At 74.6% G+C, this 20,352-nt stretch carries 20 protein-coding genes and 1 other RNA gene; 7 read left to right on the top strand and 14 right to left on the bottom strand.

Features of this window, described 5'->3' with window-relative positions; genetic code table 11:
• Positions 1-19: 19 nt before the first annotated feature.
• Positions 20-631 (bottom strand): GDSL-type esterase/lipase family protein, encoded by a 612-nt coding sequence (locus KPL57_RS44330; protein WP_226356357.1) that lies wholly within the window; start codon positions 629-631, stop codon positions 20-22.
• 112 nt (positions 632-743) lie between these two features.
• Here KPL57_RS44330 and KPL57_RS44325 point away from each other — a divergent pair, with 112 nt between their 5' ends.
• A complete protein-coding gene (locus KPL57_RS44325; RefSeq protein WP_226356356.1) occupies positions 744-1,385 on the top strand; it encodes a LysE family translocator in 642 nt (213 codons plus the stop codon).
• 24 nt (positions 1,386-1,409) lie between these two features.
• On the opposite strand, the gene KPL57_RS44320 is transcribed toward KPL57_RS44325, so the two are convergent.
• A complete protein-coding gene (locus KPL57_RS44320) occupies positions 1,410-2,117 on the bottom strand; it encodes a siderophore-interacting protein (RefSeq protein ID WP_226356355.1) in 708 nt (235 codons plus the stop codon).
• A 192-nt stretch (positions 2,118-2,309) separates the two neighbouring features.
• Here KPL57_RS44320 and KPL57_RS44315 point away from each other — a divergent pair, with 192 nt between their 5' ends.
• Positions 2,310-2,927, top strand: coding sequence for a TetR/AcrR family transcriptional regulator (locus tag KPL57_RS44315; RefSeq protein ID WP_226356354.1), 618 nt, complete (start codon positions 2,310-2,312; stop codon positions 2,925-2,927).
• Positions 2,928-3,001: 74 nt separating this feature from the next.
• Here KPL57_RS44315 and rnpB read toward each other — a convergent pair.
• From rnpB to KPL57_RS44300, 3 genes are all read right to left on the bottom strand, one after another.
• Positions 3,002-3,404: RNase P RNA component class A (rnpB, locus tag KPL57_RS44310), an RNA gene on the bottom strand.
• A gap of 19 nt (positions 3,405-3,423) precedes the next feature.
• Entirely contained in the window at positions 3,424-4,713 is a 1,290-nt protein-coding gene (locus KPL57_RS44305; protein WP_226356353.1) for an NAD(P)/FAD-dependent oxidoreductase, read from the bottom strand.
• Between the two features lie 76 nt (positions 4,714-4,789).
• A complete protein-coding gene (locus KPL57_RS44300; RefSeq protein WP_226356352.1) occupies positions 4,790-6,217 on the bottom strand; it encodes a YdiU family protein in 1,428 nt (475 codons plus the stop codon).
• Positions 6,218-6,291: 74 nt separating this feature from the next.
• On the opposite strand from KPL57_RS44300, the gene KPL57_RS44295 reads away from it, so the two are divergent.
• Entirely contained in the window at positions 6,292-7,056 is a 765-nt protein-coding gene (locus KPL57_RS44295) for a sulfite exporter TauE/SafE family protein (RefSeq protein ID WP_226356351.1), read from the top strand.
• Positions 7,053-8,309: an SLC13 family permease gene (locus KPL57_RS44290; protein ID WP_226356350.1), complete on the top strand. Its 1,257-nt coding sequence runs from the start codon at positions 7,053-7,055 to the stop codon at positions 8,307-8,309. The genes KPL57_RS44295 and KPL57_RS44290 overlap by 4 nt, the downstream gene beginning before the upstream one ends.
• A gap of 70 nt (positions 8,310-8,379) precedes the next feature.
• Here the strand turns inward: KPL57_RS44290 and KPL57_RS44285 are convergent, their stop codons facing one another.
• The 5 genes from KPL57_RS44285 to cobC form a co-directional block, all read right to left on the bottom strand.
• Positions 8,380-8,547, bottom strand: coding sequence for a hypothetical protein (locus tag KPL57_RS44285; protein ID WP_020622575.1), 168 nt, complete (start codon positions 8,545-8,547; stop codon positions 8,380-8,382).
• Positions 8,548-8,734: 187 nt separating this feature from the next.
• Positions 8,735-9,880, bottom strand: coding sequence for a bifunctional RNase H/acid phosphatase (locus KPL57_RS44280; RefSeq protein WP_226356715.1), 1,146 nt, complete (start codon positions 9,878-9,880; stop codon positions 8,735-8,737).
• 2 nt (positions 9,881-9,882) lie between these two features.
• Positions 9,883-10,608, bottom strand: coding sequence for a zinc ribbon domain-containing protein (locus KPL57_RS44275; protein WP_178375155.1), 726 nt, complete (start codon positions 10,606-10,608; stop codon positions 9,883-9,885).
• Complete coding sequence (locus tag KPL57_RS44270; RefSeq protein ID WP_226356349.1) at positions 10,605-11,792, bottom strand: Nif3-like dinuclear metal center hexameric protein; 1,188 nt, start codon at positions 11,790-11,792, stop codon at positions 10,605-10,607. The genes KPL57_RS44275 and KPL57_RS44270 overlap by 4 nt, the downstream gene beginning before the upstream one ends.
• The gene (gene cobC, locus KPL57_RS44265) at positions 11,789-12,880 is read right to left on the bottom strand and encodes an Rv2231c family pyridoxal phosphate-dependent protein CobC (protein ID WP_226356348.1); all 1,092 of its coding nucleotides are present in this window, start codon (positions 12,878-12,880) and stop codon (positions 11,789-11,791) included. The genes KPL57_RS44270 and cobC overlap by 4 nt, the downstream gene beginning before the upstream one ends.
• Before the next feature lie 108 nt (positions 12,881-12,988).
• On the opposite strand from cobC, the gene KPL57_RS44260 reads away from it, so the two are divergent.
• Complete coding sequence (locus KPL57_RS44260) at positions 12,989-13,447, top strand: low molecular weight protein-tyrosine-phosphatase (RefSeq protein WP_226356347.1); 459 nt, start codon at positions 12,989-12,991, stop codon at positions 13,445-13,447.
• Positions 13,444-14,301, top strand: a complete 858-nt coding sequence (locus tag KPL57_RS44255) for a fructosamine kinase family protein (protein WP_226356346.1) — start codon at positions 13,444-13,446, stop codon at positions 14,299-14,301. Before KPL57_RS44260 ends, KPL57_RS44255 begins: the two co-directional genes overlap by 4 nt.
• A 10-nt stretch (positions 14,302-14,311) precedes the next feature.
• Here KPL57_RS44255 and KPL57_RS44250 read toward each other — a convergent pair whose 3' ends face one another.
• Positions 14,312-15,589, bottom strand: a complete 1,278-nt coding sequence (locus tag KPL57_RS44250; protein ID WP_226356345.1) for a cyclopropane-fatty-acyl-phospholipid synthase family protein — start codon at positions 15,587-15,589, stop codon at positions 14,312-14,314.
• Positions 15,590-15,625: 36 nt separating this feature from the next.
• The gene (locus tag KPL57_RS44245) at positions 15,626-16,990 is read right to left on the bottom strand and encodes an FAD-binding oxidoreductase (RefSeq protein WP_226356344.1); all 1,365 of its coding nucleotides are present in this window, start codon (positions 16,988-16,990) and stop codon (positions 15,626-15,628) included.
• A 120-nt stretch (positions 16,991-17,110) separates the two neighbouring features.
• Here KPL57_RS44245 and KPL57_RS44240 point away from each other — a divergent pair, with 120 nt between their 5' ends.
• Positions 17,111-17,815, top strand: a complete 705-nt coding sequence (locus KPL57_RS44240; RefSeq protein WP_226356343.1) for a dienelactone hydrolase family protein — start codon at positions 17,111-17,113, stop codon at positions 17,813-17,815.
• A gap of 4 nt (positions 17,816-17,819) precedes the next feature.
• On the opposite strand, the gene KPL57_RS44235 is transcribed toward KPL57_RS44240, so the two are convergent.
• Positions 17,820-18,806: an aldo/keto reductase gene (locus KPL57_RS44235; protein ID WP_226356342.1), complete on the bottom strand. Its 987-nt coding sequence runs from the start codon at positions 18,804-18,806 to the stop codon at positions 17,820-17,822.
• A 49-nt stretch (positions 18,807-18,855) separates the two neighbouring features.
• Complete coding sequence (locus tag KPL57_RS44230) at positions 18,856-20,337, bottom strand: AbgT family transporter (RefSeq protein WP_226356714.1); 1,482 nt, start codon at positions 20,335-20,337, stop codon at positions 18,856-18,858.
• Between the last annotated feature and the right edge of the window lie 15 nt (positions 20,338-20,352).

Here is a 20,352-nt window from a genome sequence, read left to right as displayed (position 1 = left end):
AGGAGCGCCGACGGATCCGTTACCGGGACGGGCCGATCCACGCCAACCACGCCGGCATCGCGAGCCGGGCGAGGCGGTCGTAGCCGTCGGCACCGGGGTGGGCGCCGTCGCCGTCGCGGACCCCGGTCGTCCACACCTCGTCGGCCGACAGCGCGTCGACCACGTCGACGAAGGGCACCCCGGCGGTGTCGCACACCCCGTGGAACCGCGCGGTCAGGTCCCGCACCCGCCGGTTCACCGCGGCGTCGGCGACCGGCGGGGGTCCGACGACGAAGGCCGGCAGGCCCGCAACATCGGCCCCGGCGAGCAACCGGGTCAGGTTCGCGACGGTGACGTCCGGCTCCACCCGGCACCGGCCGTCCTCCTCGACGCCGTCGTTCACGCCGAAGGACAGGACCAGGCGTTCGTCGCACCCGGGGGCACGGCGTGCGCCCGTCTCGCGCTCCCAGCGGGCGAGGACGTCGCTGCTGGTGTCGCGGCGGATCCCCAGATTGTAGGCGGTCGTCGGGACGCCCTGGCGGCCGACCGCCGCCACGAGGCGGCCGAACCACCCCCGGCAGTCGGGGTCGCCGACACCGGCGACGAAGGAGTCCCCCAGCGCGACGACGCGGAGGTCGCGGGTGCTGCTCACCGGCAGATCGTCACACGAACCCGGAGCGACGCAGCACACGTGGGAATCCACTGGTCCGCGGGCCGTCGCCGTGTTTCGCTCTCGATCACGAGCCATTCGGTGAGGAGCCGCCGTGATCGAACCGTCCGCAGCCCTGGGTGTCGTCGTGATCGCCCTCGGCATGGTCCTCACCCCGGGGCCGAACATGGTGTACCTGACCTCCCGGGCGATCTCGCAGGGCCGGCGCGCCGGACTCGTGTCGCTCGCCGGTACCGCGGTCGGCTTCCTCTGCTACCTCCTCGCCGCGACGGCCGGGCTCTCGGCGCTGTTCGTCGCCGTCCCCGCCGCCTACACCGCGGTCAAGATCGCGGGGGCGCTCTACCTCGCCTGGCTCGCCTGGGGCATGCTGCGCCCCGGCGGACGGTCGCCGTTCGAGGCCCGCGACCTCGCGCCTGAGCGCGACCGGCGCCTGTTCGGCATGGGGCTACTCACGAACCTGCTGAACCCGAAGATCGCGCTGATGTACGCCGCGCTGCTGCCCCAGTTCGTCGACCCCGCCGACGGCGCCACCGGGAGCCAGCTCCTGCAGCTCGGGTCGGTCCAGATCGTCGTCGCGGTGACCGTGAACGCGCTGATCGTCCTCACCGCCGCGTCCGTCTCCGGGTTCCTGGCCGCACGGCCGCGGGCGATGACGGTCCAGCGGTGGGTGGCCGGCACCGTGCTCGGCGGGTTCGCCGTCAGGACCGCGATGAGCCCCGGCCCGGCGACGAGCTGACCCGACCCACGCGGACCACGGGAGTCAGTCCATCCCGGTCCTCCCCGGCGCCCAGAACGGCTTGGTGACGACGTCGCGCCGGTGCCAGCCCCGGTCGCGGACCAGGTGCTCGCGCACCATCTGCACGGTCCCCGCCTCACCCGCCAGGTAGGCCGTCCCCGGTGTCTCCGGCAGGTCGAGGTTCGCCACCGCCGCGACGAGATCGGCGGACTTGACGGCCGATCGGCCGTGGCGGTGGATCCAGGTGACCTCGCCGGGGATCGGCAGCCGGTCCTCCTCGGTGTCGACCTCGATCGCCGCGTGCACCGGGGCGCCGTCGTCCAGCCCGCGGATCATCGCCCCGAACGCGACCGCGGCGGTCTCGTCCCCGGCGAAGAGGTGGTAGTCACTGGGCCGGCTGACGAACGAGCCCTCCGGCCCGAACACGCTGACCTCCTCGCCCGGACGGACCCGCCGGGCCCACTGCGCGCCCGGCCCCTCGCCGTGGTCGAGGATCCGCAGCTCCATGCGGGTCCCGTCGTACTCCCAGATCGAGTAGGTCCGCAGCGCGCCGACGAGCAGGTCGACGACCGGGTTGACCGCCCCGACCTGCACGCGGATCTGCTGACCGGGCTTCACCTCGAGGTCGCAGATCCCGGCGCCGGTCAGGGTGACCGCGCGGAAGCGGCCCGCGAGGGGCTCGACGCGCTCGACCGTCGCCGTCCGGAGCAGGGTGTCGAGGAGCCGTCTCATGCGGGCACCCCGACGTGCGCACGGGCCCGCCCGGCCTGGTGCGGCACCTGTTCGACGACGGCGGCGGGCACACTGGAAACTTCGAGCATGGTGAGCCTTCCCTGTTCTGTATCATCGCAGGTGAAAGCCCTATTCTAAGTAAATGCTCACTTTATGAGCTACTCGCTTTCGACGCGAGCACCCGGGAGGGACATGACCCCGCAGCAGCGCCGGATCGCCCCACGTCGGCGGCCGCGTCAGGTCCGGGCGGAACTCACCCGCGAGCGGATCCTCACCGCGGCTGCTCACGTTTTCGCCACGTACGGCTACGCCGCGGGCACCACGAACCGGATCGCCGACGAGGCCCGGTGCTCGATCGGCTCGCTGTACCAGTACTTCCCGAACAAGGACGCGATCCTGGCCGAGCTCCTAACCCGGCACCTGGACCAGGGCGCCGCGACTCTGCCGCCCGGCGAGGAGGCCGGTGATCAGCCACTGGAGGAGCTCGTGCGGGCGATGGTGCGCACCGCGATCACGAACCACCGCGACGACCCGCGGCTGCTGCGGCTGTTCATGGAGGAGGCGCCCCGCGAGGGCGCCGTCATGACGAAGATCGAGGTGTACCAGCGCGACCGGCTGCGCAGGTTCCGGGACTTCCTGGTCCGGCATCCCGACGCGGGCGTCGAGGACACGGAGGCCGCCGCGCAGATCGTCACGATCACCCTGGAGCTCGTGGTCCACGCGCTGTCGGCGGCGCCGGACCGGGTCCCCGCGCGACGGCTGGAGAACGAGCTGACCGCGATGATCAGCACCTATCTCAAGGGGCGGTAGTCGGCTCGTCGACGGGGGGTGCGGGAGCCCCGGCCGTCCGGCCGGGGCTCGACCGTCAGGTCGGGGAAGAGGTGCGGACGAGTCGGTCTGTAAGCCGGATCCTGTTCCCGGGCACCTCACGGTGCTCCGTTCGGCGACCATCCATCTCGGCCTGCCGTCGCCGGCAGGCTCCAGCGGTCCACCCGCAGGCTCGGGCGGGCAGCCCTCGAACGCCTGCGCAGCCGTACACGTACGGCCTCTCGACCTTGCTCCGGGTGGGGTTTACCGAGCCACCCCGGTCACCCGGGGTGCTGGTGGTCTCTTACACCACCGTTTCACCCTTACCCCGCGGCTCCGGGGAGCCGCGTGGCGGTCTGTTCTCTGTGGCACTGTCCCGCGGGTCGCCCCGGGTTGCCGTTGACAACCACCCTGCCCTGTGGAGTCCGGACTTTCCTCGGCGGAACCCGGAGGTCCCGCCGCGGCCGCCCGACCGACTCGTCCGCACTCACGAGGGTAGTCAGGACGCGGCGGTGCGCTGCAGCAGGGTGGCCAACTCCTCGCGGGTCGGCCCGGCGGCGGGAGCGGGGCGCCAGCCACCGGCGTAGACGGCGTGGGCGAGCGGCTCGACCTCGTCGAGGCTCGCCGGGCCCGCCAGCATCGCGAGGTAGGGCCCGAGCGCGGCCCCGATCCGGCCGTCGACCTCGGCGGCCGCCATGATCAGGGTCGACGGCAACGGGCCGGTGAGGTCCACGTCGCCACCCGCCCAGGCCCGGCGGGCGTGGTCGTCGGACCGCACGTGGTCCTCCACCCAGGGCCGCATCTCGGCGTCGCACCAGGCCCCGAAACCGCCGACCTCGCCGGTGTCGATGCGTCCCAGCAGGTCGCGGCACTGCATCATCGTGGTGGCGAGGCCGCGGCCGAACATCGGCGTCGTGGTGCAGACGGCGTCGCCGACGAGCACCAGCCCGTCGACGTCGGGCTGGGAGCGGTAGTGGTTGTACAGCCGCCCGCCGGGCAGCACCGGGGTGATCGGGGCGGCCCGCCCGGAGTCGGTCCACTCGTGCAGCCCGGGGATCGCCCGGCAGGCCGCGTCGAACACGGCCTCGTGCCGCAGCTCCCGCAGGGTGCCGGCCGGCCGGACCAGCAGCACCGAGAACACACCGGCCTCGTGCCGGAAGACGATGACCTGGTAGCCGTCGAGGTCGGCCTGCCAGGCCAGCGGGCTGGTCATCGGGCCGGGGTCGGCCGGGTCGCGCAGCCGGTACTGGCGGCTGACGTAGGCCGCACCGGTATCGCCCTCCACGGCCGGGCCGCCGGTGAGGTCGCGGGTGGACCGTCCGGACCGTCCGGAGGCGTCGACCACCAGGTCCGCCGGCTCGCCCACCCCGTCGACGACGAGTCCGCGGGCCCGGCCGCCGGAGACGACCACGCCGTCGACGTGTCCGCGGCGGATCTCCAGGCCCGGCTCGCGGGTCGCGACCTCGCGCAGTGCCCGTTCGAACGTCGCGCGGCGCGACCGCATCCCGCCCGCCATCCGCCGGCCGTCCGGGAGGACGAACACGATCGGTTCCGCGCCGGCGGCGACCCATGCCGCGTGGGCCTCGGGCAACTCGGCGAGCAGCCCCTCCCCCACCTGGGGACGGACCCCGTGCGGGTGGTGGAACTGCATCACCGCGCGGCGTGCCCACGTCCCGTCGGGGTCCGGGCCGGTGTCCCGGTCCACGGCGAGGACCGCGTGCCCGCGACGCGCGAGCGTCGCGCCGAGGAACAGCCCGGCCGGGCCCGCGCCGATGATGCCGATCCGCATGGTGGCCTCCGCACGCCGACAGCGCCGCCCAGGGTGCACCCGGAGCCGGGCGGAGTCCATCGCCCGGATGCCGGGGTCACGTCCCGCAGAACGTCGTGAACGGCGGCGAGTCCGGCCCCGCGGGCTGGGCGTAGCGCTCGTAGCCCTCGCGCTCGGTGAACGGGTCCGCGAGGACCTGCAGCAGCCACTGCACCGGCTCCAGGTCCCCCTCGACGGCGGCGCCCAGCGCCTCCTCGACCAGGTGGTTGCGCGGCACGTAGACCGGGTTGACCCGGTCCATCGCGTCGGCGTCCGGACCGGCGGCCCGCCAGGACTCCAGCCACGGGTCCAGCGCGGCCGGGTCGGAGAGCAGGGCGCGGACCGGCCCGGCGTCGCCCCGGGCGGCCTCGGACAGCCGTCGGAAGAACAGGGTGTGGTCGGGCTTCTGGTCCTCGATCACCGCGAACAGGTCGGCGAGCAGCTCCGGGGTCCCGACGCCGATCTTGGCGAGGTAGCCGCGGTCACGGGCGGCGAGGTAGGCGTCGGCGAAGCCCGCCAGCTCCTCGGTCGCGAGGCGCACCGCCTCCTCCTGGGAGTCGGCGAACAGCCCCAGCAGCGACTCGCCGAGCCTGGCGAGGTTCCACTGGGCGATGCCGGGCTGGTTGCCGTAGGCGTAGCGGCCACCGGAGTCGATCGAGGAGTACCAGGTCGCCGGGTCGTGGGCGTCGAGGAAGGCGCACGGGCCGTAGTCGATGGTCTCGCCGGAGATCGTCATGTTGTCGGTGTTCATGACGCCGTGCACGAACCCGATCTGCATCCAGCGCGCGACGAGCTCGGCCTGGACGGCGATCACCGCGCGGTAGAGCTCCAGCGGCGAGGACGCCTGCGGGTGGTGCCGGGCGATCGCGTACTCCGCGAGCCGGCGCAGCACGTCGGCCTCCCCCGTGGCGGCCGCGAACTGGAAGGTCCCCACCCGCAGGTGGCTGGCCGCGGTGCGGGCGAGCACGGCGCCCGGCTCCGGGCCGCGGTCGCGCAGCACGGGCTCACCGGTGGCGACGACGGCCAGCGACCGCGTGGTGGGCACCCCGAGCGCGTGCATCGCCTCGGAGATCACGTACTCGCGCAGCATCGGGCCGAGCGGCGCCTTCCCGTCGCCGCCGCGGGCGAACGGGGTGCGTCCGGACCCCTTGAGGTGCAGGTCGCGGCGGGCGCCGTCGGGGGTGACGAGCTCACCGACGAGCAGCGCCCGGCCGTCGCCGAGCCGCGGCGAGTAGTTGCCGAACTGGTGCCCGGCATAGGCCTGCGCGACGGTCGTCGCCGAGTCGGGCACGGTCGTGCCGGTGAGCAGCGCGACGCCCTCGGGGGTGCGCAGCTGCGCCGGGTCGAGGCCCAGCTCACCGGCCAGGGACTCGTTGAGCAGCACCAGCCGCGCGTCCGGCGCCGGGGCGGCCTGCCAGGGCAGGTAGAGCCCGTCCAGGTCGCGGACGAAGGTGTTCTCGAACGCGATCTCGGTGGCAGCGGTCATGGGTTCCAGGCTACGGACCCGCACGGTCGGCTGCCGGGGAGGACCGCGGCGTTGCACCGGGATACCGTCCGGTGGTGATCGACCTCTCCCAGCCGTGGGCGCTGGTGTTCCTGCTGGTGGCCGGGCTGCTCGCGGGTGCGGTGAACGCCGTCGCGGGCGGCGGGTCGCTGCTGGTGTTCCCGGCGCTGCTCGGGGTGGGGTTCCCGCCGCTGGCGGCGAACGTCACCAACTCGGTCGCCCAGTGGCCGGGCTACGCCGGGCTGGTGCTCGGGGCCCGCCGCGAGCTGCCCGGGCAGGGCAGGCGGATCGCGGTCACCGCGGTCGCCGCGGCGCTGGGCAGCGGGGTCGGCTGCACCCTGCTGCTGGTGCTGCCCAGCAGCGTGTTCGACGCCGTCGTGCCCGTCCTGGTGATCCTGGCCAGCCTGACGATGGCGGTCGGGCCGTGGCTCAAGCGCCGGATCGGCGACCCGGCCGCCCGGGGGCGGGACCGCACCCCGGCGCTGCTGGTCGCGGTGTTCCTCGCCGCGGTCTACGGCGGCTACTTCGGCGGCGCCCTGGGCGTGGTGCTGATCTCGACGCTGTCACTGTTCGCCCACGACGAGCTGCGCAGGCTCAACGCGCTCAAGGGCGTGCTGTCGCTGGTCGTCGCGACGGTGACGGTCGTCGTGTTCGCCCTCGGCGCCCCGGTCGACTGGCTCGCCGTCGCGCTGCTCGCCCCGACCACGCTGGTCGGCGGCTACGTCGGCGCCCTGGTCGCGCGGCGGATGCCGGAGACCCTGCTGCGCTGGGCGGTGGTCCTGCTGGGCCTGGCCGTCGGCGTCGCGCTGCTGTTCACGTGAGCCTCCTGCTGGCGGTCGCACTGCTGGCCGCGGTCCTGGCCGCCGCGACGCTGCGCCCGTTCGGGCTGCCCGAGGCCGTGGTCGCGGTCCCGGCGGCGCTGGTCGCCGTCGTCGCCGGGCTGGTGACCCCGGCGGGGGCGTGGACCGAGATCGGCGAGCTCGCCCCGACCGTCGGGTTCCTCGCCGCGATCCTGCTGCTCGGGCACCTCGCCGACGCCGAGGGCGTGTTCCGCTGGCTGGGCGCGCGGCTGGCGACGGCGTCGGCCGGGTCCCCGCGACGGCTGCTGGTCGCCGTCTTCGCCGCGGCGGCCGGGACGACCGCGGTGCTGAGCCTGGACGCGACGGTGGTCCTGCTGACCCCGGTGGTGCTGGCGACGGCGGCCCGGCTGGGGGTGGCGTCGCGGCCGCACTCGTTCGCCTGCGCGCACCTGTCGAACTCGGCGTCGGGGCTGCTGCCGGTGTCGAACCTGACGAACCTGCTGGCGTTCTCGGCGTCGGGGGTGGGGTTCCTGACCTTCGCCGGGCTGATGGTCGGACCGTGGGTGGCGGTGATCGTCGTCGAGTACCTGGTGCTGCGGTGGGTGTTCCGGCGCGACCTCGCCGCGGCGCCGGAGCCGGCCCCGGCCGATCCCGCGGTGCCCGCTCCGGCGGCGCCGGTCGTCGCGCTGGCGGTGCTCGGGCTGACCCTGGCCGGGTTCGCGGTGGCCTCGCCGCTGGGCGTCGAACCGGGCTGGGTCGCCGCGGCCGGGGCCGCGGTGCTGGCGGTGCGGGCGCTGGTGCGGCGCGAGACCGGGCCGCTGCGCCTGGTCGCCGCGGCCTCCCCCGGGTTCTGCCTGTTCGTGCTGGCCCTGGGCGTGGTCGTCGCCGGGCTCAGTGCGCAGGGGCTGTCCGGCTGGATCGGTGCGCTGCTGCCCGCCACCCCGGACCTGACCGGGCTGCTGGTCACCGCGGCCGTCGCGGCGGTGCTCGCGAACCTGGTGAACAACCTGCCCGCGACGCTGGTGCTGCTCACCGCGCTCGGCCCGGCCGCGCACCCCGGGCTGGTGCTGGCGATGCTGCTGGGCGTCAACATCGGGCCGAACCTGACCTACGCCGGGTCGCTGGCGACGCTGCTGTGGCGGCGCATCGCCACCGGCTACGGCGACCCGCCGCAGCTCGGCACGTTCCTGCGGCTGGGGGCGCTCACCGTCCCGCTGGGCCTGCTCGCCGCGACGACCGCGCTCTGGGCCGCGCTCGCGGTGCTGCCGCAGTAGCGGCACGGCCCGGACAGCACGACGGCCCCGCCCGGAAGGGGCGGGGCCGGTCGCGGACGGTGGGCAGGGATCAGAACTCGTGGGCCATGTCGTGGCCGAGGTCGGTGTCCGGGTCCATCTCGCGGGCCGGGACACCCATCGGGCGTGAGCTGCCGCGCCGCTGCTGCGGCAGCCGCGCGATCACCTTCATCTCGTGTGCCAGGTCGTAGCCGTAGTCGTGCTCGTGGATCTGCGACATCGCTGTCCTCACCGTCTCCCTGTTCCCCGCCGACACCGAGACTGTCGTTCACGCTCCGTAGGTTGACCACCCCGTACGGTGCACGCGAAGCATCGCTCAGGTGAGGAATGGGGACAACTGTCCGGAGTCGACACCGCCCGAACGGGTCAGGACGGTATCGATCCAGCAGGCGGTGACGGCCCGGTGACTACCGGAGGTCGTCCAGGTAGGACGTCTCGTTGACCAGACGCACCGAGGCGCCCCCGTCGGGGTAGAAGTCGGCGATGTTGAGGCAGGCCAGGTCCAGGTGCATGCGGTAGAGCACCTCGTCGCCGGCGCCGAGCGCGGTGCGCAGCAGCATCTTGATCGGCGTGACGTGGCTGACCAGGACCACCGTCCGGCCGGCGAACTCCTCGACGATCCGGGCCCGCTCGGCCTCGACCCGCTCCCCCACCGCGCGGAAGCTCTCCCCGCCCGGCGGTTCGACGTCGGCGGAGCCGATCCAGCGGCCGTGCAGCTCGGGGTCGCGCTCGCGGGCCTCGGTGAAGGTGAGGCCCTCCCAGCCGCCGAAGTCGGTCTCGATCAGGCCGTCGCGGACCTCCAGGTCCGCCCCGGTCGTCTCGGCGACGGCGGCCGCGGTCTGGCGGGCCCGGCGCAGCGGCGAGGACAGCACCACGGCCGGCTCGACGCCCTGGCCCGACAGCCGCGTCGCCAGCGCGCGGGCCGCGGCGGCGGCCTGCTTCTGGCCCAGCTCGGTCAGCTCCGGGTCGCCGTGTCCGGAGTAGCGGCGCTCGACCGACAGCTCGGTCTGGCCGTGGCGCAGCAGGATCAGCCGCGTCGGGGAGCCCGTCTGCCCGGTCCACGCGGCCGCGGCGGCCGCGGAGTCCGTCGACGCGGTCGCGCCCGCGGGCGGCTTCGGCGCCGGTCCCGCCGCCCCGGACGGGTCCAGGGTGGGGTTCGACTCCCCGTCCATCGCGCGGTTGGCGAGCGCGTCGGCGCGGGCGTTGTCCTTGCGCGGGATCCACACGAAGGTGACCGCGTCGAAGTCCGCGGCCAGCTCGCGGGCGGTGTCGGCGAGCTCCTGCAGCGGCGGGTGCTTGATCTTCCAGCGCCCGCTCATCTGCTCGACGACGAGCTTGGAGTCCATCCGCGCCTCGACCTCGGTGGCCCCCAGGTCGCGGGCGGCGGTCAACCCGGCGATCAGGCCGCGGTACTCGGCGACGTTGTTGGTGGTGGTACCGAGGCCGTCGTAGACCTCACCGAGCACCTGGCGGGCGCCGGCGTCGAGCACGACCGCGCCGTAGCCGGCGGGCCCGGGGTTGCCGCGGGAGCCGCCGTCCGCCTCGACGACCAGCTTCACCTGCCACGCACCAGGATCGCGCCGCACTCCTCGCAGTGGACGACCTCGTCGGCGGCCGCCGTGCGGACCTGCCCGAGGAAGGTCCGGTCGAGCTCGAGCCGGCAGGCGCCGCAGCGGGACTCGCGCAGCTGCCCGGCCGCGACCCGGCCGCCGGCGCGGATGCGCTCGTAGTCGGCGAGCAGGTCCGCGGGCAGCGCGGCGACGACCTCGGTGCGGGCACGGTCGCGCCCGGCGCGGGTGGCGTCGATGTCGCCCTCGGCGGACTCGCGCTTCGCGGTCACCTCGCCGACCGCGGTCTCGGCCTCGGACAGCTCGCCCCGGGCGTGGTCGAGCTCGATGCCGACGGCCTCGCGCTCCTCCATGATCCCCAGCTGCTCGTCCTCCAGGACGCCCTGGCGGCGGGCGAGGGTGTCGAGCTCGTGCTGCAGCTCGGTGGCCTGCTTCGCGGAGATGCCCGAGCCGGCGAGCAGGGTGTGGTCGCGCTCGGTGCGGGCACGGACACCGTCGATGTCGCGTTCGAGCCGGGCGATGTCGCGGTCGAGGTCACCGGCGCGGGTCTCGGCGCGGACCAGGGCGTCGCGCGCCGCACGGACCCGCTGCTCGGCCTCGTCCAGCTGCGCCAGCTCGGGCAGCGTCGAGCGCCGGTGGGTGAGCCGGCCGATCTCGGCGTCCACCTCGGCCAGCGTCACCAGCTTCGCCTGCGCGGTGGGATCGGCCTTCATGCACTCGCCTCCGGTTGTCCTGCTGTCGTGTCGGATCCGCTGCCCGGGGCGGCGGTGGTCCAGGGGTCGGTACGGGCCCGCGAGACCGCGACCGAGACGCTACCTGCGAGGGCCTCGGCCACGACCCCGGCCGCCTGCCCGCACCACGGCCACTCCGAGGCCCAGTGGGCGACGTCGACCAGCGCGGGGGTCGGGCCGCCGGGGCCGGTCCCGGCGAGCGCGTGCTCGGAGGCGGGGTGGTGGCGCAGGTCGGCGGTGACGAACGCGTCGACACCGGCCCGGGCGGCGGAGTCCAGTGCCGAGTCCCCGGCGCCGCCGCAGACCGCGACCCGGCGGATCGGGCGGTCCGGGTCCCCGGCACCGCGCACCCCCCATGCGGTGGCGGGCAGCGCCGCGGCGACCCGGCGGGTGAACGCCGCGAACGGCTCGGCGCCGGGGAGCTCGCCGACCCGGCCCAGCCCCAGCGACGACGGCAGCGGCGCCATCTCCAGCAGGTCGAAGGCCGGTTCCTCGTAGGGGTGCGCGGCCCGCAGCGCGGCGACGACGTCGCGGCGCCGCGACCGGGGCAGCACCATCTCCAGCCGGGTCTCCGCGACGCGCTCCAGGCGCCCGACCGACCCGATGACCGGGGCGGCGCCGTCGAGGGGAAGGAACTGGCCGGTCCCGGCGGTGGCGAACGAGCAGTGCGAGTAGTTGCCGATCGCGCCGGCACCGGCGTCGGACAGCGCGGTGTGCACGGCGGCGATCGACGGGCCGACCGGCACGAAGGTGACGATCTTGTCCAGGGCCGGGCCGGGTTCCGGTTCCAGCGGGCCGGACACGGTCAGCCCGAGGGCGGCGGCGAGCGCGTCGGAGACGCCCGGGTCGGCGACGTCGGCGTTGGTGTGCGCGGTGAACAGCGCGACCCCGGCCCGGATCAGCCGGTGCAGCAGGGCGCCCTTGGGGGTGTCGGCACCGACGCCGTGCACCCCGCGCAGCAGCAGCGGGTGGTGGGTGACCAGCAGCTGGGCGCCGGAGGAGATCGCCTCGTCGACGGTCTCCGGGGTGGGGTCGACGGCGAACAGCACCCGGGAGACGGTGTCGTCGGGGTCGCCGCAGACCAGGCCGACCGCGTCCCAGTCCATGGCGAGCCGGGGCGGGTAGGCGGCGTCGAGGGCGGCGATCACCTCGCGCAGCGTGCTCACGCCGACACCGCCAGCCGGCGCAGCGCCGCGTCGAGGGACTCGACGAGGCGGCGGACCGTCTCCGGCGGGCGGACCGCGACGCGCAGGTGGTCGGGCCCGAGACCGGGGAAGGTGTCGCCGCGGCGCACCGCGATCCCGGCCTCGCGCAGCAGGCGCCGCACCGCCTCGCCGGTGCCGTCGGGCAGGTGCAGCAGCAGGTACGGGGCGGGCCCCGCCGACACGCCGACGCCGTCGAGGCCCGACAGCGCCGCGGCCATCGAGACGCGGTGTGCGGCGAGCTCGCGGGCCTTCCGGTCCGCGGCGGAGACCGCATCGGGCTCGCAGCAGGCGATGACCGCCTCCAGGGCGGGGGTGGAGACCGGCCACAGTGGGCGGGTCGCGGCGAGCCGGGCCAGCAGCTCGGGGGCGCCGAGCGCGTAGCCGGCGCGCAGCCCGGCCAGCGCCCAGGTCTTGGTCAGCGAGCGGAACACCAGCAGGCCGGGCACGCCCGCGTCGCCGGCGAGTGTCTCCGGCTCGCCGGGGACGGCGTCGGCGAACGCCTCGTCGACGAGCAGGACCCTGTCCGGGCGGGCCAGTGCGCGCAGCGTGTCGGCCGGGTGCAGCACCCCGGTGGGGTTCGTCGGGTTCCCGACGACGACGAGGTCGGCCTCCTCGGGCACCGCGGACGGATCGAGCGCGTGCCCGGTCGCGGCGTCGGTCAGCACCCGCACCACGTCCACCCCGCCGCCGCGCAGCGCGGCCTCCGGCTCGGTGAACCCGGGGTGCACGACGGCAGCGAGCCGGGGGCGCAGCGTCGGGAGCAGCGCGAAGCCCTCCGCGCTGCCCGCGAGCACCAGCACCTCGTCCGCGTCGCGACCGTGCCGCGCCGCGACGGTGGCGCGGGCGCGGGCGTCGTGGTCGGCGCGCGGGTAGCGGCCGAGTCCGTCCAGGGTCGCGACGAGCCGGTCCCGCAGCCAGGGCGGGGGGCCGTCGCCGATCACGTTGACGGCGAAGTCGACGAGCCCGTCGGCGGCCTCGGCGTCGCCGTGGTGCCGCAGGTCGTGCCCGCCCGCGTGATCCGTCCCGGCCGCATGGTGATCGAACGGCATCAGGCCACCCTACGGCGCGCACCGGTGCGCGGTGGACAATGGCCCGGCCACCCCACCCGAGGCGTCAGGGTCGACGTCGGTACCCCCGCTCCCCGGAGGAACGTCGCAGTGAACGTCGTCTTCGTCTGTACCGGCAACATCTGCCGGTCCCCGATCGCCGAGAAGATCCTGGCCGCCGAGGTCGAGGCCGCCGGGCTGGCCGACCGGGTGCGCGTGACCAGCGCCGGGACCGGTCACTGGCACATCGGGCAGCCGATGGATGAGCGCGCCGCCCAGGTGCTGGCCGAGCACGGCTACGACACCGCCCACAGCGCCCGCCAGGTCGACTCGGAGATCCTCTCCGCGGACCTGCTGGTGGCGCTGGACATGGGGCACCTGCGGACCCTCGAGCAGTCGGTGCCCGATCCCAAGCGGGTCCGGCTGCTGCGCTCGTTCGACCCGGCGGCCCCCGCGGGCGCCGAGGTGCCCGACCCCTACTACGGCGGCCCGGACGGGTTCGCCGAGGTCCACGCCATGATCGTCGCGGCGGTGCCCGGCCTGGTCGAGTACGTCACCCGGAACGCATGAGGGACCGCGTCGCCCGGCTGACCGGCCGCGTGGTGCGGGACGGACCGGCCGGGCACCCGCCGCGCGCGACCCTGGACGACGGCACCGTCGTCGTGGTCAAGGACTCCTCGGCCGACCCGGGCGCGGCCACGGCCGAGGCCGCCGGGCTGCGCTGGATCGCGGTGCCGGGCGGGCCGCCGGTCCCGCGCGTGCTGGGCGCCGACGACGCGCTCCTGGTCACCGGGCTCGTCGCCCCCGGCCGGGCGACGCCGGCCGCCGCGGAGCGGTTCGGCCGGGGGCTGGCGACGCTGCACGCCGCCGGGGCCGACGCGTTCGGTGCCGCGCCGCCGGGCGGGCCGGCGCGGGCGTGGATCGGGCACACGCGGATGGAGAACCGTCCGCACGACGGCCCGTGGAGCGACTGGTTCGCCGCCGACCGCGTGCTGCCCTACCTGCGGGCCGCCCGGGACCGCGGCGCCCTCGACCCGGCCGGGGCCGCCGCCGTCGACGACGTGTGCGGGCGGATCGGCGCCCTGGCCGGTCCGGACGAGCCACCGGCCCGGCTGCACGGCGACCTGTGGTCGGGCAACGTTCTCTGGTCGGGCGACGGGGACGGCGACGGAGACGGGGCTGCGTGGCTGATCGACCCGGCCGCGCACGGCGGGCACCGCGAGTCCGACCTCGCGATGCTGGACCTGTTCGGGCTGCCGCACCTCGACGTCGTCCTCGCCGCCTACGACGAGCACTCCCCGCTCGCCGACGGGTGGCGCGAGCGGGTCGACCTGCACCAGCTGTTCCCGCTGCTGGTGCACGCCGTGCTGTTCGGGGGCGGGTACGGCGCGCAGGCCGTCGCGGCCGCGCGCCGTCTCCGCTGATCCCCCGGTCTCAGTACGCCCCGTGCTCCCCGCGCAGCGGGAACCCGGCGGCGCCGCCGTCGGCGAGCTTCACGCCCAGCACCTGGTGGAGCTGGATGTTGTTCAGATCGAAGCCCAGCCGGCACGCGGCCATGTAGAGCCGCCACACCCGGGCCCGGCCGACGCCGACCTCGGCGACGGCGTCGGTCCAGTTGCGCTCCAGGTTCGCGCCCCAGTCCCGCAGCGTCATGGCGTAGTGCTCGCGCAGGTTCTCCTCGTGCCGGATCTCGAACCCGGCCTCGTTCATCGCGTCCACCAGCGCCGCGACCGGCTCCAGCTCCCCGTCGGGGAACACGTAGCGGTGGATGAACGGGTCGGTGTGGCGGTGGTCGGGCCGGTGCGGCTGGGTGATGCAGTGGTTCAGCATCCGCCCGCCCGGCCGGAGCTTGGCGTACATCGACGCGAAGTAGGAGTCCAGGTTGGCCTTGCCGATGTGCTCGGTGAGGCCGATGGAGGACACCGCGTCGTAGACGCCGTCGGGGACGTCGCGGTAGTCGAGGTGGCGGACCTCGGCCAGGTCGGACAGCCCCTCGCGGGCGATCGCCTCCTGCGCCCAGGCGGCCTGCTCCTTCGACAGGGTCACCCCGAGCGCGCGGACGCCGTGCTCGCGGGCGGCGTGGCGGACCATGCCGCCCCAGCCGCAGCCGACGTCGAGCAGGCGCATCCCCGGCTTCAGGTCCAGCTTGGCCGCGACCAGTGAGTACTTGGTGGCCTGCGCGGTCTCCAGCGACGCGTCGGCGTCGGGGTAGGCCGCACAGGTGTAGGTCATCGACGGTCCGAGCACGAACTCGTAGAACCGGTTGGACACGTCGTAGTGGTGCGAGATGGCCTGCGAGTCGCGCCGCTTGGAGTGCAGCAGCCCCTTGGGACGGGCCTCCAGGTCGGGCGGCGGCATCCGGTGCTCGCGCCAGTAGGGCAGCAGCCGTCGCGCGAGCCACAGCTGCTCGCGGCGCGGGATCGAGTGCAGCGTGACCTCCGACATCGCGCGCAGCGCGGTGTAGAGGTCCCCGTCGACGTCGATCTCCTCGGTGACGTAGGCCCGGGCCAGCCCGAGCGATCCGGGGGCGCTCACCAGCCGGGCCAGTGCCCGGGGCGAGTTCACCCGCAATGTGACCGGGGCGTCGTCGGGTCCCGTCCGTGACCCGTCGAACGCCTCCACCCGCAGCTCACGCGTGGAGCCCAGGACGTGGGACAGGATCCCCGCCACCGGCTCGATCGTCGTGGTCCGCCGTTCCAGCACTCCTGTCATCGCCGATCCCTCCCCTGTCGATCCCCGCGGTGCCCCTCAGCGGCCGGTGACCTTCCGGAACAGGTCGGCTGCCCGACCGTCCGGGTCGTACCGCTGTTTCACCGCCCGGTAGGCCGCACCGTTGTAGTGCGACCAGAACTCGTCCTCGCCGTAGTGCACGGTCGAGTACAGCGACTTGTGCCCGCCCAGGTCGGCGACGCACTCCTCGATCAGCCGGTTGTGTGCCCACCGGTCACCCGGTTTCTCCGCCACCGACGACCAGAACCCGACGTTGACGTAGAGCCGGCCCGGCTCCATCGGGTACAGCGGCCAGGTCCGCTCGCCCCGCAGCTGCAGCGGGCACAGCCACACCGGCTCGATCGGGATCTCCCGGTGGAAGAACTCCAGGAACTCCGCGAGCCGCTCGACGGGGATCTCGACGTCCTGCACGACCATCTCCTCGGCCGTCCCGCCGAGGGCCTCGCGGACCCGGTTGGACGCGCCGTGGCGCTGGTCGAGGGCGACGAGGCGGCGGTAGACGTCCGAGCGGCGCCAGCGGGCCGGCCAGAACCGGCGCACCACCGGGTGCTGCACGCCGAACGCCCGCGAGCACCAGAACCAGTCGGTGTCCCAGCGCCAGATGTAGTCGTGCACGGTGAGGTGGTCGACCGGGCGACGCTGCAGCGACCGGTAGAACACCTCCTGGCCGGTGTAGTCGGAGATGCGCGCGCCCGGCATCGGGGCGTCGACGAACTCACCGGTGGTCAGGTACTGCTCGTCGGGTCCGAACACGACGCCGTCGAGGAAGTCGACCTCCCCCGCGGCGACGAACCGCTCGATCGCCGCCGACGCGGCGGACGCGCTCGCGTACCGGTGGTGGGTGAGCTTGACGAACGGCTTCACCGGGGCCAGCTCGACGACCAGGCGGACGGCGTAGCCGAGCGTCCCGTAGGAGTTGGGGAAGGCCGCGAACAGGTCGGCGTGCTCGCCGTCGGGGGTGACGTGCAGCAGCTCCCCGGCCGGGGTGAGCACGTCCATCTCGAGCACCGACTCGTGCGGCAGCCCGGCGCGGAACGACGTCGACTCGACCCCGAGCCCGGTGACCGCTCCCCCGAGGGTGATGGTCTTGAGCTGCGGGACGACCAGCGGCATCAGCCCGTGGACGAGGGTGGCGTCCACGATGGTCTCGTAGGTCGCCATCCCCTGGACCTCGGCGGTCCGCCGGTCCGGGTCCACACCGAGCACACCGTCCAGTGCGGAGGTGTCGAGGCGGCGCGCGGCGGCGCCGGTGTCGCGGTCGCCGAACCGGAACAGGTTCGACGACGGCTTCCCCAGCTGGACGGCGCCGGCTCCGGCGCGCGCCCGGCGCAGGTTCTCCACCGCGGCGTCGTGCGCGGTTCGGGTGGCGGTCCCGGCGAGCATGGCGGTGACGATAGACCCATATCGTTTGCGACGCTCATGATTAACGGAGGGTCCTCCGTCACACGGTGCAACGATCTTCCCGGCGGGCGGCACCGGCACCGTCGTGATGTCATCGCGCGCGTGGCACACACCAACGAGAACCCCGCGCAGAACGTCACCTTCCCCTCCGGCGGCGGCACCGCGCACGGCTACCTGGCCGTCCCCGAGTCCGGGCCCGGACCCGGCCTGATCGTCATCCAGGAGTGGTGGGGCCTGACCGACCACATCGTGGACATCACGAACCGGTTCGCCGCCGAGGGCTTCGTCGCGCTGGCGCCCGACCTCTACGGCGGGCGCACCACCCACGACTCCGACGAGGCCGGCAAGCTCATGGGCGAGCTGCCCGTGAACGGCGCGGCGACCGACCTGGCCGGGGCCGTGGAGTTCCTGCTCGGGCGCGACGACGTCACCTCCTCCGCCGTCGGCGCGGTCGGCTTCTGCATGGGCGGCGGCTTCGTGCTGGTCCTCGCCGCGCAGCAGGGTGACAAGGTCGCGGCCGCGGTGCCGTTCTACGGCGTGCTCAAGGAGGACTACCCGTCGTTCGCGGACCTGACCGCGGCCGTGCAGGGCCACTTCGGGTCCGAGGACACCATGGCCCCGCCGGACGCGGTGGAGGCGCTCGCCGACCGCATCCAGGCCGAGTCCGGAACCCGTCCCGAGTTCCTGCAGTACCCGGCCGGGCACGCCTTCTTCAACGACGAGAACCACATGGGGACCTACGACGCCGAGCAGGCGGAGATCGCGTGGGCCCGCGCGACGCAGTTCCTGCGCGAGCACGTCAAGTAGCGGCTCAGCGGGAGCGCAGCAGCTCCCGGGCCACGGCGGGCAGCGTGGCGGGTCCGGTGCGCAGCCGGACCCGCTGCGCGGCCGCGGTGAGACCGACGTACTCGTCGGAGGTCAGCACGATGTCCGCCGCGGCCACGTTGGACTCCAGCTGCGCCACGCTCGACGCACCGGGGATCGCCACCGTGTTCGGGTGGTACACCACCCACGCCAGCGCGACCTGCGACGGCGTCGCGTCGTGTGCGGAGGCGACGTCGCGCAGGGCGTCGGTGAGCGGGGCCAGCGCGGCCAGGTTCTCCGGCAGCCACTCCGGCTTGCTGCGGCGCACCGCGTTCGTGGGCCGGTGACCGGCGTCGTAGCGGCCGGTGAGCAGGCCCTGGGCCAGCGGGCTGTAGGCCATCACGATGCGGCCGTGCGCGGCGGCGTGCGGGACGAGGGCCGCGACGGGCCGGCGGCGCAGCAGGCTGAACTCGACCTGGTTGGACAGCACGGGTCCGCCCAGCGCCTCCTCCGCGGCCCGCCAGCGCTCCAGCGTGTACGACGAGACGCCGGCGTCGCGGACCAGCCCGGTCCGCTGCAGCTCGGCCATCCCGCGCATCGCCGAGGAGTCGCCGACCAGCGGGTGCGGCTTGTGCACCTGGTAGAGGTCGATCTCGGTCACCCCGAGCCGGGCGGCGGAGGCGGCCGCGCGGTGCCGCAGCACCGGGCCCAGGGGCAGGACCGGGAAGAACTTCGTCGCGATCACGACGTCGTCGCGCCACCCGGGGCCGCCGCAGGCGCGCAGCGCGTCGCCGAGGATCCGTTCGCTGCGCAGCGGGCCGTAGAGCTCCGCGGTGTCGAACACGGTGACGCCCAGCTCGCGGGCGCGGGCGACGATCCGCCCGGCCTCCAGCGCGTCGCCGTAGCCCCACTCGCTCGTGCCGAACTGCCAGGTGCCCAGGCCGATCACCGACCAGCGTCGTGGACCGGGACCGGGGCCGTCGAGGTAGCGCACCTGCGCCAGTGTCCCCGACCGCCCCGGTCCCCGCCCCGCGTCCGTCCCCTCAGCGGACCGGGGCCCCCGGGCCCAGCGGGATCCCCAGTGCCCACCAGGCGAAGAACAGCAGCGTCCAGACCGCCGTCATGGCGACGGCAAGCGGCAGCGTGTACGACGCGAGCGTCCCGATGCCCGCGTCCTTGCGGTAGCGCTGCAGGAACCCCAGCGCCATCACGAAGTACGGGCTCATCGGGGTGATCGCCGTCGAGCCGGAGTCGGCGATCCGGAACAGCGCCTGGGTGGTCTCCGGCGGCACCTCGACCAGCATCAGCATCGGCACGATCACCGGCGCCGCGATCGACCACATCGCCGTCCCGCTGGTGACCATCACGTTCACCACGGTGAGCACGGCCAGCACCATCAGGAACACGACCGGAATCGGGACGCCGGTGGTGCGCAGCGCGTCCGCGGCGACGACCGCGAGCACGTCCCCGACGTGGGTCCAGTCGAAGTAGGCCAGGAACTGGGCGATCGCGAAGAACAGCGCCAGCACGGGCGCCATCTGCCGGATCCCGTCGGCCATCAGCTTCGGGACGTCGGCGGCGGTGGTGATCGTCCCGACGGCGCGGCCGAAGACGGTGCCGAGCAGGCCGAACAGCAGCGCGATGACCGCGCCGATGCCCTCGACCAGCGGGGACTCGACGACCGAGCCGTTCTCGCCGCGCAGCGGGGACCACTCCGGGGCCATGACCGCGACGAGCAGGACGGCGCAGCCGAGCAGGACCCAGCCGGCGCGGCGCAGGCCGGTCCGCTCGGCCGGCGACAGGCTCAGCCCGGCGACGTCGTCGTCCGGGGCGTCGGGGTCGGGGTCCAGGTCGGGCCGCTTGGCCAGGACGACCCGGGTGACCAGCGTGATCACCAGGGCGAGCACGACCGACGAGGCGATGTTGAAGAACCAGTTGCCGACCGGGGTCACCACGACCGCCGGGTCGACGATCCGGGCCGCCGCGGTGGTGATGCCGGCGAAGATCGCGTCGTTCGGGGTGGGGACCGGGCTGGCGTCGTAGCCGGAGGCGATGGCGGTGTAGGCGACGACGATCCCGAGGATCGGCGAGCGCCCGACCGCGCGGAACGCGAGCCCGCCCAGCGGCACCAGGATCACGTACGCCGCGGCGGACGCGACGTGCGCGACGGTCCCGGCGAACGCGACCGCGAACACCACCAGCGACGCGGGCACCCGGGCGACCCCGGCCCGCATGGCCGCGGCGAGCAGCCCGCTGCGCTCGGCGACCGCGACGCCCATGATCACCGTGACGATGGTGGCCATCGGCGGGAACTGCGCGAAGTTGTCGATCATCGACGAGACGGCCATCGCGAGGCCGTCGCCGGAGAGCAGGTTCCGCACCGCGACGGGCTCGCCGTCGGGTGCGACGACCGCGACGCCCGCCGCCGCCAGCCCGGCGCTGACCACGGCGAGGATCGCCGACAGCACCCAGAACAGCCAGAACGGGTGCGGCAGCGCGTTCCCGACCCGTTCGACGACGGCCATCGCCCGCACCAGCCG

This window comes from Pseudonocardia sp. ICBG601 (assembly GCF_020496245.1).
Note: the sequence above shows the minus strand (reverse complement) of the source record. Positions and strands in the feature narration are given on the sequence as shown.